The organism is Streptococcaceae bacterium ESL0729, from assembly GCA_029391995.1.
Classification (GTDB): Bacteria; Bacillota; Bacilli; order Lactobacillales; family Streptococcaceae; genus Floricoccus.
Map to the genome: position 1 here is coordinate 716,266 of CP113924.1, position 14,632 is coordinate 730,897.

The following is a 14,632-nucleotide window of genomic DNA, read 5'->3' on the forward strand; positions in this document are numbered from 1 at the left end:
GTTATTTATTCCTAAAATCTATTATTTCGAAATTACGATCAAGACTTTCATAGTCACATGTTAAGAAAAGCCTGTAATTTTCGAGTGATAGCTTCATTTTATCAGATAGATAATTCTTTGAATAGCCTTTAAAGGCCATAGACCCTAAATCACTATCCATCTCTTCATCATAAACAGGGTCTACAAAGTCAGGATCTACAATCAAGATTCTAAAGTGATTAAAGAGCGAACATGAACCCTTTCTGGAATGAATTCCATTTCCATCATCCATGTCAAAGATTAGTTTTGCAGGCTGGTCACCAATCATTTTATTAATTTTTTCTTGTACATTTTCAGTCATTTTTAAATACATAAATACCTCCCTTACCCCCTCATTCTATCACTTTAGGCACGAATTTTCTTGCGTGAGGACTTGCTTTTAGGTATAATTAGGAAATTAGTAATTTTCTAGTTATTTTAGGAGGGAGAAGGATGATTTGAGAACCGATGCGAGGAAACTTTCAAGAGATTTGAAGCTTGTTTTAGGAATTTTGATACTTATTTTTCTATTTTTGATTCCAAGTTTCAGAAAAAATATCAGGGCCGAGCAACTTGATGCCATATTAAATGTTGCGACCAATGATAAGATTGAAGACATTTCCACCCAAGACATCAGCCAGCTTTTAGATAATAATCTAGCTACAACAGTTATTTTTATAAACCCCAAGAATGAGGCTTTAAATCAAAAATTTTATGATTATGTCAGCCAAAGCAAGGGGAATACTAAATTAAACCGTAAGATCTATATTTACGAGGAAATTTACCCCAATAAGCTAGTTGAAGATTTAAAGGTTGATATGGATAATAAAATCCCTGTTGTTTTCTTTGAGGGAGACAAGAAAACAAAGGTAATTTACTTTGACCTTTCAAGCAACCTTGATCAGGATTTTGCTGACAAGCTTAATAAAATGTCATTACAATAGGAAGAATTTAGGAGAAAACTATGAAAAACAAGAAACTAGTCTTTACCGTCCTTGGTCTGGTAATCCTTACCTTGGGTGCCCTTATCCTGCCCCAGCTTAATAAGAAGAAGGAAGCAAAAGATGATAAGCAGCAAATCGGTGTTTTACAGTTTGTAACCCATCCAGCTCTTGATGAAATATATAAGGGAGTCAAAGATGGTCTGGCTGAATCAGGTTTTAAGGATATTAAGATTAACTTTTTAAACGGTGAAGGAGACCAAAGCAAACTCCAAACCATGAGTAAGGAGCTTGTAGCCCAGAAAAATGATGCCTTAATTGGGATTGCAACCCCAGCTGCCCAAAGCCTTGCTAACGCAACAACAAGTATTCCAATCATTATGGGTGCTGTAAGTGACCCTGTGGGAGCTAAACTTATCAGTAATCTTGAAAAACCTGATAAGAATATTACAGGTGTATCAGACAAGTTCCCTGTGGACAAGCAGCTTGACCTTATGAAGGAGGTCCTACCAGATCTTAAGACTGTGGGTGTCCTTTACTCAAGTAGCGAGGATAATTCTAAGTCACAGGTGGCTGAATTTAAAAAAGCAGCAGAAGCTTCTGGTATTGAGGTCATTGAGTATGCGGTACCTTCAACAAATGAAATCTCAGCAACCATGGAGGTCGCAAGCTCTAAGGTTGATGCCTTCTACACACCGATGGATAACACTGTAGCTAGTGCCTTTCCAACAGTTATTAACATTGCCAACAAGGCCAAGAAACCTGTCTTCCCAAGTGTTGATACCATGGTTGAACAAGGTGGTCTAGCAGCTGTAGCCATTAACCAATACGATCTTGGTAAGGCTACTGGAAAAATGGCTGCCAAGGTTCTTAAGGGAGAAAAAATTTCAAGTCTTCCAGTTGAAGAATTTAGCGAAGTTAAGCCAGTTGTCAATGAAGATGCAGCACAAAAACTTGGCATTACCCTACCAGAAAAATTACTGGCTGAGGCTGACAAGGTAAAATAAAAGATAAAACTCGTGACCTTAATCGCGAGTTTTTCCTAATAAATCAAGTAAGAACACAGAGGATAATTTATGATTTTATCAACCATCAATCAAGGTTTATTGTGGGCCATCTTAGGGCTTGGAATATACCTGACCTTCAGGATTTTAAACTTTCCTGATATGACCGCAGAAGGTTCTTTTCCCCTCGGAGGGGCTGTCGCTGTAACCATGATTAGCCATGGTTTTAACCCAGTCATCTCAACTCTTGCGGCCTTTTTAGCAGGAGCTCTTGCAGGACTTACTACAGGCCTTTTATATACCAAAGGGCGGGTTCCAACCCTTCTAGCAGGTATTCTTGTTATGACTTCTTGTAATTCCATCATGCTTATGATTATGGGACGGGCTAATTTGGGCCTTTTAGACAATAAACGCCTGCAGGACTACCTACCCTTTGAAAACCCAGACCTTGCAATCTTGGTTCTTGGACTTTTGGCTGCAACTTTTGTCATTGGCCTTATGATTTTCTTCCTAAATACCAATTTAGGCCAGGCCTTTGTAGCCACTGGAGACAATTCAGACATGGCCCAATCTTTAGGGATTAATACAGGTAAGATGGAGCTTTTAGGCCTTGTTTTGTCAAATGGTATCATAGGTCTTGCTGGTGGCCTTATAAGCCAAAGTGACGGCTATGCTGACATTAACAAGGGAATTGGAGTCATTGTAATCGGTCTTGCAAGTATTATCATTGGAGAGGTCTTCTTTGCCAATGTAAGCTTACTTGAGCGTTTAATGGCCATTGTGATTGGAAGTATTTTCTACCAAATCATTATCATGCTGATTATTCGCTTAGGCTTCAATACCAACTACCTAAAATTATTCAGTGCAATCATCCTTGCCATCTGTCTAATTATCCCAACATTAAAGGACAAATTTTTCAAGGGGGTCAAGATAAATGCAGGCAATAATTGAGTTAAAAAACGCGACCAAGATAGTTGATAATGGTAGCGATGAACAAAAGGTAATCCTAGATCAAGTAAACTTGACCATTAACCAGGGTGACTTCATTACAGTCCTTGGGGGAAATGGTGCTGGTAAGTCTACTCTCTTTAATACCATTGCTGGAAATCTGACTCTTACAAGCGGCCAGGTCTTCATCATGGGTGAGGATATGACCAAAAAAACACCTGAAGTTCGGGCCAAATACATTTCAAGGGTCTTTCAAGATCCTAAGATGGGAACAGCTCCCCGAATGACATTGGCTGAAAATCTAGCTGTGGCAAGACTTCGAGGTGAAAAAAGACGACTTGTGCCCAGACGACTTGCAAGCTATAAAAAAGAGTTTACTGAATTGGCCTCAAAAATCGGCAATGGCCTTGAAAAACACATTGATACGCCAGCAGGAAATCTTTCAGGCGGTCAAAGGCAGGCCCTAAGTCTTCTTATGGCAACCATTAAAAAACCAGATCTTCTACTCTTGGATGAACATACAGCAGCCCTTGATCCGAAAACAAGTAAGTCCTTAATGAAGCTTACTGATGAACTGGTCAAAAAAGACCAACTAACAGCCCTTATGATTACCCATCATATGGAAGATGCCCTAAAATACGGCAATCGCCTCCTAGTCATGCAGGACGGAAAAATCGCCCAGGACTTGAACAGTCAGGAAAAAGCTAAGCTAAGCATTCAGGACTTTTATCAGATATTTGAGTAAAAAAACGTTCGCAAAGCGAACGTTTTTAGTTTTCTATCCAAATCCTAAATTGTAAGTTTTTTTCTTTGGACTAGCTTAAATATTACTAGGCACAGCAAGTAGATTAGCAATTGACCCAAACCTATATATCTAATCAGGTATAAGTTTACAGGCTCAAAATCCTGAATTTAATGCTGAAAGGGCCAAGGGAATTGTAGATAAACTAACTACAGGCGACACTTTTTCAGATGTTTCGTGGATGTTAGGAGAACCTATTGTAAATTTCAGCCAATCTGTTGTAGATGATACTATTGAGGCCAACGCTCGTTTTCATTCAAAGGTTGGTTTAAGACCGCTTATTGTTAGGAGGACATCAGGACATGCTTGCGATTGGTGTGCTAACCTTGCTGGCAGCTATGATTATCCTTACGGTATGCCTAAAGATGTGTTTAGGAGACATGAACGTTGTAGGTGCGTGACTGAATATAAACCAGATAAAAATAGAAAGCAAAATATTTGGTCAAAGGAATGGCAAGATAATAGAAAAAATGATAGAGTTGAGACAAAAAAGAGCAGGTTCCTGAAGCTTTTAAAATGCCGAAAATTAAGGCAAGTGGAGCTCTTAATAGGTATGGCAAAGAATTTGATGCTTTTGAGTCAATTGGTCATAAAGAAGCATTGGGAAAGAAGATGTATATCCAGTTTGCTCAAAGAAAGGACATGGATGCGGCGGGGCTTATCTCAAAGAATGGAGGTGTTCCGCTGAAGGATGCCCTCCAAGTTTACCAACATGTTTTTAGGGATGACCATCTTCTTGAAGTGGGAAAAATTGGGATGTTTGATCCTGACTATGATATAGCCCAGTCCTTTTCAAGGATTTTTGCAGGAAAGCCCGAATCTCACGACTTAACTATGATTAAGCATGAATTGTTAGAGTCAAAAATTATGAGAGCGAATCCGAATATGATTTACAATGATGCTCATAGGTTAACAAATAAGACCTATAATTATTTGGAAGAATTAGACGAATGGAAAGACAGGAGGAGTGGCGGTGATTGATTTAAAAAAGAATAAAGTAACAGATAAAGAAATTATTTATGACTACTATCTTTCTGATCTTGGTGATTTTTCTGATGAGGGGATTCATGGTATAATTTCGGTTAAAAAATCCGACCTTAGTTATAAGGTTATTAAAAACGATGAACATCCCTGGTTTAAGTCAACGCATTCTAAAGTAAGGCGTGCAATCCATGGTTTTATAAAAAAGGATTCGTATCCTGAAACATGGTTCACTCCAGACTAACAAGCACTAGCATGAGCTAAGTGCTTTTTTTGTGCAGTCAGGAGGACGAATGCAATGAACACAGAAGAATTTATTGAAAAAGTAAAGAAAGAAATCAGTAACTATGTAAGAGTAACTGAACGAGAAGACCTAGTAACGCCTGAAGACATTTACACAGTTTGGTACTGCAAGACTATTCAGAATCACAAAGGCCTATTTGGTACTCCTTAGAGAGAAGTACAATAAAAACCCCGATGTCAGGGAAAAGAATAAAACTCAATATTATAGCGATCTTGAGCGTGACCGTACGAAGTACCGAGAAGTCAAGAATATTTTAGGTAAATCAGCACCCAAAACATTGGAGGAATACCGAAATATTAGGTATAATGGTGATAGTAAGTACAAGGAATTAATGCAGAATTACCGTGATTTCATAAAATGGAGTAATTCTAATTTCCCTAGTGAAAAATCGCTTAATGGACATTACAAAACCCATGGAAAAGAGTTCGGGAATATTTCTAAAGAAGAGTATATAAATAAAGCTGTTAATCTACTAGCTGAACCTATTTCAGATAAAATATTGGGTTATGAGTATAACGGAAGACGTGTACGCTACGATAAAGAAAAAATATATTTAGTCTGGGTAATTTAATTAAAGGAAGTATTACTACGTTATTTAAACCAGATGAGGGAGTTGATTATTTTGAAAAGAATAAAGAGCGAGACACCAGAAATTCAAAAAGTAAAATGGATTGACGGAGAAGAGTATGTAAATTGTCCGGTGTGTGGTACTATGACGGCTGTATATGATATTTGTGACAATTGCGGGTGGCAAAATACTGGTGAAACAAATATCGACGGTGGCCCCAACAAAATGAAATTAGTTGAAGCACAGGAAGCTTACAAGCAAGGTTTACCAATTAGATAACAAAATAGGTTAGCACTGGCATAAGCCGAGTGCTTTTTTTATGCCTTGAACAAAGTACAAAAAGAATCATCGTGTGTACACGTTTTTAAAAGATTGCCAAAGATGGTATAATAGACGTGGTGGGAAATAACATATATACAATTTTGATAAGTGATCTTTTGGTTGTTTTTATAATTCAAATTATTAAGTTAACCTTAGAAAAAGAAAGGATTGAAAATGAGAAAAAATGAGATTGCGGATATCCAACTTATTAAGTGGCTTTTGGAAAATCAAACAGCTTATAGGATAGGTAAGGCTACTGGAATAGGAGATACAACTATTAGCCGCTGGAATACTGGGAAAACAGAACTCAAAAAGATGTCTTTTGACAATGCCATCAAGTTAACCGATTATGCAAGAGAGCTGAAGGAAGAACTTTAGTTTTTGGATATTTTACTTTAACCACCCTTTGGGCGTGGTTTTTTATTTACCTTGCTAATGTTTCAAATCTTTCAGTAAAATTTTCTATAAATTTAGAATAATGTAAATTCTTTGAAAATATGTGATTACATGATATGATATTTTAAATGAATATTAAGTTCATTAATAAACAAGAAGAGGAAATTACTATGACGACTTATAATTTTTCAGCCGGTCCAGCAGTTTTACCAGAAGATGTTTTAAAAAAAGCTCAAGAGGAGCTTCTTAACTATAAAGCTAGCCAAATGTCCGTGATGGAATTAAGTCACCGCTCCAAACTCTTTGAAGACATTATCAAGGGTGCGGAAGATTTACTCAGAAAATTAATGAATATTCCAGATAACTATAAGGTTCTTTTCCTCCAGGGGGGAGCAAGCCTTCAGTTCACAATGATTCCTCTTAATCTTGCCCAAAATGGCAAGGCCCTTTATGTCAATACGGGAGCTTGGGCTAAAAAAGCCATCGCAGCAGCCAAGGAATTAGATAATGTCCAGGTGGAGGTCATCGCAACGAGTGAGGATAAGAATTTTACTTACGTGCCGCAGATTGACCCTCAAAAGATTGACCAGGATGCTCGCTACCTTCATATCACGACCAATGAAACCATTGGAGGGATTGCCTACAAGGAGATTCCAGACACTGGTAGGGTGCCTCTAGTGGCTGACATGTCATCAAATATCTTAGCCAATGACTATCAGGTGGAAGATTTTGGACTAATCTATGCAGGAGCTCAAAAAAATATTGGTCCTGCAGGGCTGACACTTGTCATTATTAGAGAAGATTTAATAAAAGATGATTTGAATCTACCACCCATGCTTGACTACAGCGTATTAGCCGAAAATGACTCTATGTACAACACACCTCCGACATATGCTATCTATGTGGCAGGACTTGTCTTTGAGTGGCTAGACGGCTTAGGGGGACTTGAAAATATCCTTAAAAAGGACCAAGAAAAGGCCAAAATCCTCTATGACTACATTGATTCAAGTGACTTTTACCAAAGTCCCGTTGATGTACGCTTTCGCTCAATAACCAATATTCCCTTTATTACAGGGGATGCTGAGCTTGATAAAAAATTCAATGAGGAAGCTAAAAAAAGAGGTTTTGAAAACCTAAAGGGGCACAGATCAGTCGGTGGGATGAGGGCCAGCCTTTACAACGCCTTTCCTTATGAGGGTGTTCTTGCTCTAGTTGATTTTATGAAAGAATTTGAAGAAGAAAATAGGGAGAAATAGATGTACAATTTAAAAACCTTTAATGCCATTGCCCAGGAGGGACTGGATAAATTTGATAAAAGACGCTATCAAATTAATAAAAGTGACCAGCCAGATGGAATCATCCTTAGAAGTCAAAATCTAAAGGACTATGACTTTCCAAAGTCTACTCTTGCTGTGGCAAGGGCAGGTGCTGGGACTAATAATATCCCTGTTGACCTTTGTAGCGATAAGGGAATTGTTGTCTTTAATACACCAGGAGCCAATGCTAATGCCGTTAAGGAGCTGGTCCTTGCCAGTCTTCTTTTGAGTGTTCGCCCCATCCTCCAGGGGGCCAACTGGGTTAAAACCCTTAAGGGCGAGGACACTGAAAAGCAGGTTGAAGACAATAAGAAGCAATTTGCAGGACATGAGCTTTTAGGTAAAAAGCTAGGCGTTATCGGCCTTGGGTCAATCGGGGCCATGGTCGCAAATGATGCCTACAGGCTTGGGATGGACGTAACAGGATATGATCCTCATGTATCAGTAGATGTTGCCTGGTCTATCTCAAGGCGGGTCAAAAGGGCTAAAAGTATGGCCGAGGTCTTAAAAAATAGCGATTTCGTTACCATTCACGTCCCTCTTTTAGACTCAACCAGAGATTTAATTGGTCTAGAGGAGCTTTCTATGATGAAAGAATCAGCAAGCCTTCTTAATTTTTCTCGTGGCGAGATTGTAAATGTTGAAGAAGTCATTGAAGCCTTGGAAGCTAACATGATTTCAGAATATATCTCAGACTTTGCTGACCCAAGGCTAATCCAAGCAGATAAGGTCTTGGTCCTCCCACATCTAGGTGCATCGACTGAAGAAGCTGAGGTCAACTGTGCCAAAATGGCTGCCTCAACCCTCAAAAAATTCCTCGAAACTGGTAACATCAAGAACTCTGTCAATTTTCCTAATGTCGAGATGGACTTCCAATCACCCTACCGTTTAACCATTATTAACAAAAACATTCCCAACATGCTTGGGGTCATCTCTTCTTTAATTGCCCAGGAAGAGATTAATATCGACAACATGGTTAATAGGGGTAAGGGAGAATATGCCTATACTCTAGTTGATATAGCCAACAGTTCTGATGATAAGATTGAAAAAATAATTGAAAAATTAGGCCAAGATGAGAATATTATCAGAGTCCGTGCCATTAAAAATAAGGAGGTTTAAGGTGGTTCAAGTAAAAGCATTTAAAGCAATTAGACCAAATGAGGAGCTGGCTTCTAAGGTCGCAAGCCTTCCCTATGACGTTGTATCTTCTTTGGAGGCTAAAGAGCTTGCTGAAGGTAATCCCTATTCATTCTTCCATATAGATAAGGCTGAGATTGACCTGCCAGAAGATTTGTCACCCTATGATGACAAGGTCTATAAAGAAGCTGATGACAAGCTTACTTCCTTCAAGGACAAGGGCTGGTTTATTCAAGACGAAAGTAACAAATACTATATCTATCAGCTAACCATGAACGGAAGGGCTCAGACGGGACTAGTTGCCACAACCTCAATTGATGACTATATTGATGGGAAAATCAAGAAGCATGAATATACCCGCCATGAAAAAGAAATTGACCGGATTAATCACATTAAGGCAACTGATGCCAATACAAGTCCCATCTTTTTAACCTATAGGGGGCTGCCTACTATAAGTACAATCATCAATGACTGGAAGAAAGCTCATGCTCCCATCTATGATTTTTCAAGTTACTATGATGTCAACCACCAGGTTTGGCTCCTAGATGACCCCCAAATTATTACTGACTTAGAAGAAGCCTTTAGTCAGGTCGCAAGCCTTTATATAGCGGACGGTCACCACAGGACAGAGTCAGCAGTCAAGGTTGGGATTGAAAAAAGGGAAGCAGGACAAGGAAGCCCTGAAAGTGATTACTTCCTTTCCATTCTTTTCCCAGATCAGGAGCTTGAAATCTTAGAATACAACCGTGTTTTAAAGGTTGATTTACCAGTTGACTTCATGGAGCAGCTGGCTCAATCCTTTGATATAAAAGAAACTGAATCAACTAAACCTGAAGAAGCAGGAGTTATAAACATGTACCTGGCTGGTAAATGGTATCAATTGACCATTAAAAAAGAGCTTCTAGCAGATGATCCAGTTGATGGACTAGATGTTTCCTACTTACAGGCCAAAGTCTTTCATGATATATTTGGTATTGAGGATATTAGAAGTGATAAGAGGATTGACTTTGTTGGAGGAATCAGAGGAAGTGCGGAACTTGTTAAATTAGTTGATTCAGGTGAGTGGGATTTAGCCTTTGCCATGTATCCAACACAGATGAAGGACCTATTAGAGGTAGCTGACGCAGGACTCATCATGCCACCTAAGTCAACCTGGTTTGAACCCAAGCTTTTATCAGGCCTTTTCCTACATGATTTGGAAACCAGATAGCTTACCAGTAATAAAAAATTAGCCTTTTTGGTTAATTTTTTTATTTTTTTGCAAAAAAAGACTTGCCAAATGCGTTTTTCCATGTTAATATAACAAAGGTTTAATAACAACCGTACCAAAGACAGTAGGGGGAGCAATCCGTAATTCCTACCGAGGACGAAGATTATCGATGAAATAAATGATATTTTTTGTACTCTCTATGTCTTGGGCAAGAGGGTTTTATTTTGCCCACAGAAATAATAATGGAGGTAAAAAAATGAGTGAAGCAACAATTGCTAAAAAAGCAGAACTAGTTGAAGTTTATGCACAAAAATTTGCTGACGCTACAAGTGTTGTAGTTGCAGATTCACGTGGACTTACTGTTGAGCAAGATACTGTATTACGTAAACAATTACGTGAAGCTGGTGTTGAATTCAAAGTAGTTAAAAACTCAATTCTACGTCGTGCAGCTGAGAAAGCTGGACTTAACGAACTTGCTGAATCTTTCGTAGGACCAAGTGCTGTAGCATTCTCAAATGAAGATGCAATCGCACCTGCTAAAATCCTTAGCGAATTCGCAAAAACTGCTGACGCACTAGAAATTAAAGCTGGTGTAATCGACGGACAAATCTCTTCAAAAGAAGAAATTGCTGCAATCGCATCTCTACCAGGACGCGAAGGATTACTATCTATGCTACTTTCAGTACTTCAAGCTCCTGTCCGCAACGTGGCATACGCTATCAACGCCGTGGCAGAATCAAAAGAAGACGTGGCATAATTTTAGACTTTTGGTTTAAAAATAACTACGCATATTAAAATTTAAAAAATAGGAGAATAACAATGGCATTAAACATTGAAAACATTATTGCTGAAATTAAAGAAGCAACAATCTTAGAACTTAACGATCTTGTAAAAGCAATCGAAGAAGAATTTGGTGTATCAGCTGCTGCGCCTGTAGCTGCTGCTGGACCTGCTGCTGCCGCTGAAGAAAAAACTGACTTCGACGTTGAACTTATCTCTGCTGGAGATAAAAAAGTTGCAGTTATCAAAGCTGTACGTGAAATCACAGGTCTTGGACTTAAAGAAGCTAAAGAACTTGTTGATGGAGCTCCTGCAATGCTTAAAGAAGGTGCATCTAAAGACGAAGCTGAAGAAATCAAAGAAAAAATCGAAGCTGCTGGTGGAGCAGTTACACTTAAATAATCTTTTCTTAGATTTTGAAAAAGAAGAACCTCGTGTTCTTCTTTTTTTGTACCAAAAAATCCCATTAAGACTCATTGGTGTTCTTTTTGTGTTTTTTGTAAAAACTCCTTGACAAAGCTGTAAAAGACCCTAGACACTGGCCTTATCTCATTCTTGACTTTAAATGGGCACTTAATTTACTATAGATAAATAGGATATATGTTAAAAAAATCATATGAAAAGGAGAAAAAATGAAAAATTGGCAAAAACTTATTCTAGTATTTGTAGTAGCAATTATTGCCCTCTTTAGCAGGTTTGTCCTCCATAATAATGGTCTGGCTGAGCTCATAGTCACAGTCGTTGGACTTTTGTTGGCTGGATCGATGTTTATTGGGATGATAAAAACCATTAAATCAGGTTCTTACGGGGTCGATATCTTAGCCATTACGGCAATATTGTCAACCTTGGCCATTGGGGAGTACTGGGCAAGTCTTATCATTATTGTAATGCTTGTTGGCGGAGATTCTTTGGAGGACTATGCAGCTCACAGGGCCAGCCGTGAGCTTGACTTACTGATTTCAAAGAGTCCTGTCAGGGCTCACCTGCAAACTAGTGATGGTCAAATTAAAGATATTGATGTCACAGAAATCAAGGTTGGCGACACCCTTCTTGTTAAGCCTCTTGAACTGGTTCCAGTTGACGGGAAGCTTCTATCAGCTGAAGGAGAATTTGACCAATCATCTCTTACGGGAGAGAGTAAGCCCGTTAAGATTGGGAAAAATCAAGAAGTCCTCTCAGGGTCGATTAATGGTGACGCTAAAGTCTTAATTCAGGCAAGCAAGCTTGCTAAGGATTCAAAATATCAGCAAATTGTTTCCCTTGTTCAAGACATTAAGGATAAACCAGCCCACTTTGTAAGAATGGCTGACCAATATGCTGTTCCCTTTACCATTATTTCCTATACAATTGCCGGACTAGCTTGGATTTTTACTAAAGATGTCCACCGCTTTGTTGAAGTTTTGGTGGTAGCAAGTCCCTGTCCTTTGATTTTAGCAGCTCCCATAGCCTTTATTGCAGGAATGAGCCGGCTTTCAAGGAACAATGTTCTGGTCAAAAATGGTACCGTTATTGAAAAACTTGCAGCCATCAAAACTGCCTATTTTGATAAAACAGGAACTCTTACCAAGGGAGATATGGCCATTGATCAAATAATCCCTGCAGCTGATAATTACAGCCAAGATGACCTTTTAAAGGTGGCTGCAAGCCTTGAAGAGGCTAGTAACCATATTCTTTCTCAGTCGATTATTAAAGGAGCCAGGGATAGGAATTTAGAGCTTCCTCAGGCCGATAACCTTAAGGAGATTGCAGGAGAAGGGCTTACAGGTCAAGTACAAGGAAAAAGCTATAAGATTGGCCGCGATAGCTTTATTGGTCTTAAAACAGCCCCAGATGCCTCAACAAGCGTTTATCTTTCAGAAGATGGCAGATACATTGGAAAAATTATCTTCACAGATGAGTTAAGGCCCGATGCCAAGGAAGTTATCAGTGACATGACAGGCCAACTTGACATCAAAAATGTCATCATGCTTACAGGTGATGACAAAACTGTTGCCTCAAAAGTTGCTGGAGAGCTTGGTATCCCCAAATTTTACGGGGAGCTTATGCCCGAAGAGAAGCTTGATATCATTAAGAAGACACCTGCTGATCAAAAACCAACTATGATGGTCGGAGACGGAATAAATGATGCCCCATCCCTTGCCTTTGCAGACGTTGGTGTGGCCATTGGTAGCAAGGGAGATTCAACCATAGCCAGCGAAAGTGCTGACCTTGTCATCCTTAAAAATGACCTATCTAGTTTAGTTAAATCAATCACAATCAGCCGTGACACCATGAATATCGCTAGACAAAGTGTTTGGATTGGGATTTCAATCTGTATAATCCTGATGCTTGTCGCAAGTACAGGACTAATTCCAGCCATTGTTGGAGCCTGCCTGCAGGAAGTTGTTGACACCATAACCATCCTCCATGCCTTAACAGCCTTGAAAGACAGGAAATAAGGAAATATTTTAATTGATATGGCAAAAAATACCTTATAAAAGAATTAAGTAAAAATACCTAAGATAGATAAGAAAACCCAGCAGATAAATTCCTTACTGGGTTTTCTTTTTTCTTAGATGACATTTTAATTTCTAGCTTATTAGTAGTTGGGATTAGGAAAAGCAGGTAAAAAATTTTAAAATAAAGAAAAAATTATTATAAAAAAATAAAAGTTGCGACCTTGAAGAAATGCCTATAAATAAGGGTCTTAGTTATTAGCTTATAACATCTTTCCGAAAAACTATAATTTTCTTGAAAGATGTTTAGGTCTATGATAGACTACTATTAGAATTGTTTACTCAAAATTTTAATTAAATTAGAAAGAAATTATTTTATGAAACGTGAACGTCTGCTTGAAAATATTGAAGATTTGAAAAAGATCATGCCCACCTATGTCCTCGAATACTACCAATCAAAATTAACAGTTCCCTATAGCCTGACCACCTTATATGAATATCTCAAGGAATATAATCGATTTTTTACCTGGATGATTGAATCTGGTGTCTCTAAGGCACTTAAAATCTCAGATATTCCCCTTGATGAGCTGGAACATCTGGCTAAAAAGGACCTAGAGGCCTATATTAACTATCTAAGGGAACGTCCTAGACTTAATACCCACTCAACCCAGTACGGGGTCTCTCAGACGACCATTAATCGTACCTTGACCTCTTTGTCCTCTCTTTTTAATTACCTGACTGAGGAGGTTGAGGATGAGTTTGGTGAGCCCTACTTCCACCGTAATGTCATGAAGAAGGTTGCTACCAAGAAAAAAAGGGAAACTTTGGCTGCAAGGGCTGCAAACATTAAAAACAAGCTCTTTTTGGGTGATGAAAGCCAAGAATTTTTGGATTTTATAGCTGATACTTATGAGGAAGGCTTAAGTCCCAGGGCTCGGTCATCCTTTAGAAAAAATATGGAGCGAGATTTGGCCATTATTGCCCTCATGCTGGCTTCTGGAATCAGGCTATCTGAAGCCGTTAATATGGATATTCGGGATATTAATCTAAATATTATGACCGCTGAAATAACTAGAAAGGGAGGAAAACGTGATGCTGTAGCTATTGCTCCTTTTGCAGGCCCCTACTTGGAAGAATATCTAACCATTAGGGAAAATCGCTACAAGCCTGAAAAAAGGAATACGGCTTTTTTCCTAACGACTTACAAGGGAGTTGCTAATAGAATGGATGCTTCTTCTATTGAAAAAATGGTAGCCAAATACTCTCAGGCCTTTAAGGTTCGAATTACCCCCCATAAACTCCGCCATACGCTAGCAACTAGACTCTATGCTGAGACCAACTCCCAGGTACTTGTTAGCCATCAACTGGGTCATTCTAGCACCCAAGTAACTGACCTTTATACCCACATTATCGATGAGGAGCAAAAAAATGCCCTGGATAAATTGTAAATAAAAAACGAAGGACTAATCCT

At 38.7% G+C, this 14,632-nt stretch carries 18 protein-coding genes and 1 other annotated feature; of the genes, 17 read left to right on the plus strand and 1 reads right to left on the minus strand.

All coding sequences use genetic code 11. From position 1 onward, the window contains the following. Nucleotide 1: 1 nt before the first annotated feature. On the minus strand, nucleotides 2-352 hold the full coding sequence (locus OZX68_03615) for an iron-sulfur cluster biosynthesis family protein (protein ID WEV61329.1): 351 nt from the start codon (nucleotides 350-352) through the stop codon (nucleotides 2-4). Nucleotides 353-476: 124 nt separating this feature from the next. Here OZX68_03615 and OZX68_03620 point away from each other — a divergent pair, with 124 nt between their 5' ends. From OZX68_03620 to xerS, 17 genes are all read left to right on the plus strand, one after another. After that, nucleotides 477-962, plus strand: coding sequence for a hypothetical protein (locus OZX68_03620; GenBank protein ID WEV61330.1), 486 nt, complete (start codon nucleotides 477-479; stop codon nucleotides 960-962). 20 nt (nucleotides 963-982) lie between these two features. Next, entirely contained in the window at nucleotides 983-1,966 is a 984-nt protein-coding gene (gene trpX / locus OZX68_03625; GenBank protein ID WEV61331.1) for a tryptophan ABC transporter substrate-binding protein, read from the plus strand. Nucleotides 1,967-2,035: 69 nt separating this feature from the next. After that, nucleotides 2,036-2,914 carry an ABC transporter permease gene (locus OZX68_03630; GenBank protein WEV61332.1) on the plus strand — a complete coding sequence of 293 codons (879 nt, stop codon included), beginning with the start codon at nucleotides 2,036-2,038 and terminating at the stop codon, nucleotides 2,912-2,914. Further along, entirely contained in the window at nucleotides 2,898-3,656 is a 759-nt protein-coding gene (locus OZX68_03635) for an ABC transporter ATP-binding protein (protein WEV61333.1), read from the plus strand. Before OZX68_03630 ends, OZX68_03635 begins: the two co-directional genes overlap by 17 nt. A 573-nt stretch (nucleotides 3,657-4,229) precedes the next feature. Beyond that, the gene (locus OZX68_03640; GenBank protein WEV61334.1) at nucleotides 4,230-4,694 is read left to right on the plus strand and encodes a hypothetical protein; all 465 of its coding nucleotides are present in this window, start codon (nucleotides 4,230-4,232) and stop codon (nucleotides 4,692-4,694) included. Further along, nucleotides 4,687-4,938 carry a hypothetical protein gene (locus OZX68_03645; protein ID WEV61335.1) on the plus strand — a complete coding sequence of 84 codons (252 nt, stop codon included), beginning with the start codon at nucleotides 4,687-4,689 and terminating at the stop codon, nucleotides 4,936-4,938. The genes OZX68_03640 and OZX68_03645 overlap by 8 nt, the downstream gene beginning before the upstream one ends. A 54-nt stretch (nucleotides 4,939-4,992) precedes the next feature. After that, nucleotides 4,993-5,148, plus strand: coding sequence for a DUF6275 family protein (locus OZX68_03650; GenBank protein WEV61336.1), 156 nt, complete (start codon nucleotides 4,993-4,995; stop codon nucleotides 5,146-5,148). Then, nucleotides 5,135-5,569, plus strand: a complete 435-nt coding sequence (locus tag OZX68_03655) for a hypothetical protein (protein ID WEV61337.1) — start codon at nucleotides 5,135-5,137, stop codon at nucleotides 5,567-5,569. Before OZX68_03650 ends, OZX68_03655 begins: the two co-directional genes overlap by 14 nt. A 33-nt stretch (nucleotides 5,570-5,602) precedes the next feature. Further along, nucleotides 5,603-5,845: a CPCC family cysteine-rich protein gene (locus OZX68_03660; GenBank protein ID WEV61338.1), complete on the plus strand. Its 243-nt coding sequence runs from the start codon at nucleotides 5,603-5,605 to the stop codon at nucleotides 5,843-5,845. Between the two features lie 216 nt (nucleotides 5,846-6,061). Beyond that, on the plus strand, nucleotides 6,062-6,265 hold the full coding sequence (locus OZX68_03665; protein WEV61339.1) for a hypothetical protein: 204 nt from the start codon (nucleotides 6,062-6,064) through the stop codon (nucleotides 6,263-6,265). Between the two features lie 188 nt (nucleotides 6,266-6,453). Next, nucleotides 6,454-7,539, plus strand: coding sequence for a 3-phosphoserine/phosphohydroxythreonine transaminase (gene serC, locus OZX68_03670; GenBank protein WEV61340.1), 1,086 nt, complete (start codon nucleotides 6,454-6,456; stop codon nucleotides 7,537-7,539). After that, nucleotides 7,540-8,718, plus strand: coding sequence for a 3-phosphoglycerate dehydrogenase family protein (locus tag OZX68_03675; protein WEV61341.1), 1,179 nt, complete (start codon nucleotides 7,540-7,542; stop codon nucleotides 8,716-8,718). A 1-nt stretch (nucleotide 8,719) separates the two neighbouring features. After that, nucleotides 8,720-9,946 (plus strand): DUF1015 family protein, encoded by a 1,227-nt coding sequence (locus tag OZX68_03680; GenBank protein WEV60038.1) that lies wholly within the window; start codon nucleotides 8,720-8,722, stop codon nucleotides 9,944-9,946. 97 nt (nucleotides 9,947-10,043) lie between these two features. Then, nucleotides 10,044-10,178 (plus strand) — a sequence feature (ribosomal protein L10 leader region). A 24-nt stretch (nucleotides 10,179-10,202) separates the two neighbouring features. Beyond that, the gene (gene rplJ, locus OZX68_03685; protein ID WEV60039.1) at nucleotides 10,203-10,703 is read left to right on the plus strand and encodes a 50S ribosomal protein L10; all 501 of its coding nucleotides are present in this window, start codon (nucleotides 10,203-10,205) and stop codon (nucleotides 10,701-10,703) included. A 62-nt stretch (nucleotides 10,704-10,765) separates the two neighbouring features. Next, nucleotides 10,766-11,128, plus strand: a complete 363-nt coding sequence (gene rplL / locus OZX68_03690) for a 50S ribosomal protein L7/L12 (protein ID WEV60040.1) — start codon at nucleotides 10,766-10,768, stop codon at nucleotides 11,126-11,128. A 230-nt stretch (nucleotides 11,129-11,358) separates the two neighbouring features. Next, the gene (locus tag OZX68_03695; protein ID WEV60041.1) at nucleotides 11,359-13,164 is read left to right on the plus strand and encodes a heavy metal translocating P-type ATPase; all 1,806 of its coding nucleotides are present in this window, start codon (nucleotides 11,359-11,361) and stop codon (nucleotides 13,162-13,164) included. Between the two features lie 374 nt (nucleotides 13,165-13,538). Beyond that, nucleotides 13,539-14,609, plus strand: coding sequence for a tyrosine recombinase XerS (xerS, locus tag OZX68_03700; protein ID WEV60042.1), 1,071 nt, complete (start codon nucleotides 13,539-13,541; stop codon nucleotides 14,607-14,609). Nucleotides 14,610-14,632: the final 23 nt, after the last annotated feature.

Coding starts and splice junctions, on each gene's coding strand:
- OZX68_03615 (WEV61329.1), bottom strand. CDS start 352: ATGTATTTAAAAATGACTGAAAATGTACAAGAAAAAATTAATAAAATG.
- trpX (WEV61331.1), top strand. CDS start 983: ATGAAAAACAAGAAACTAGTCTTTACCGTCCTTGGTCTGGTAATCCTT.
- OZX68_03630 (WEV61332.1), top strand. CDS start 2,036: ATGATTTTATCAACCATCAATCAAGGTTTATTGTGGGCCATCTTAGGG.
- OZX68_03635 (WEV61333.1), top strand. CDS start 2,898: ATGCAGGCAATAATTGAGTTAAAAAACGCGACCAAGATAGTTGATAAT.
- OZX68_03640 (WEV61334.1), top strand. CDS start 4,230: ATGCCGAAAATTAAGGCAAGTGGAGCTCTTAATAGGTATGGCAAAGAA.
- OZX68_03650 (WEV61336.1), top strand. CDS start 4,993: ATGAACACAGAAGAATTTATTGAAAAAGTAAAGAAAGAAATCAGTAAC.
- OZX68_03660 (WEV61338.1), top strand. CDS start 5,603: ATGAGGGAGTTGATTATTTTGAAAAGAATAAAGAGCGAGACACCAGAA.
- OZX68_03665 (WEV61339.1), top strand. CDS start 6,062: ATGAGAAAAAATGAGATTGCGGATATCCAACTTATTAAGTGGCTTTTG.
- serC (WEV61340.1), top strand. CDS start 6,454: ATGACGACTTATAATTTTTCAGCCGGTCCAGCAGTTTTACCAGAAGAT.
- OZX68_03675 (WEV61341.1), top strand. CDS start 7,540: ATGTACAATTTAAAAACCTTTAATGCCATTGCCCAGGAGGGACTGGAT.
- rplJ (WEV60039.1), top strand. CDS start 10,203: ATGAGTGAAGCAACAATTGCTAAAAAAGCAGAACTAGTTGAAGTTTAT.
- rplL (WEV60040.1), top strand. CDS start 10,766: ATGGCATTAAACATTGAAAACATTATTGCTGAAATTAAAGAAGCAACA.
- OZX68_03695 (WEV60041.1), top strand. CDS start 11,359: ATGAAAAATTGGCAAAAACTTATTCTAGTATTTGTAGTAGCAATTATT.
- xerS (WEV60042.1), top strand. CDS start 13,539: ATGAAACGTGAACGTCTGCTTGAAAATATTGAAGATTTGAAAAAGATC.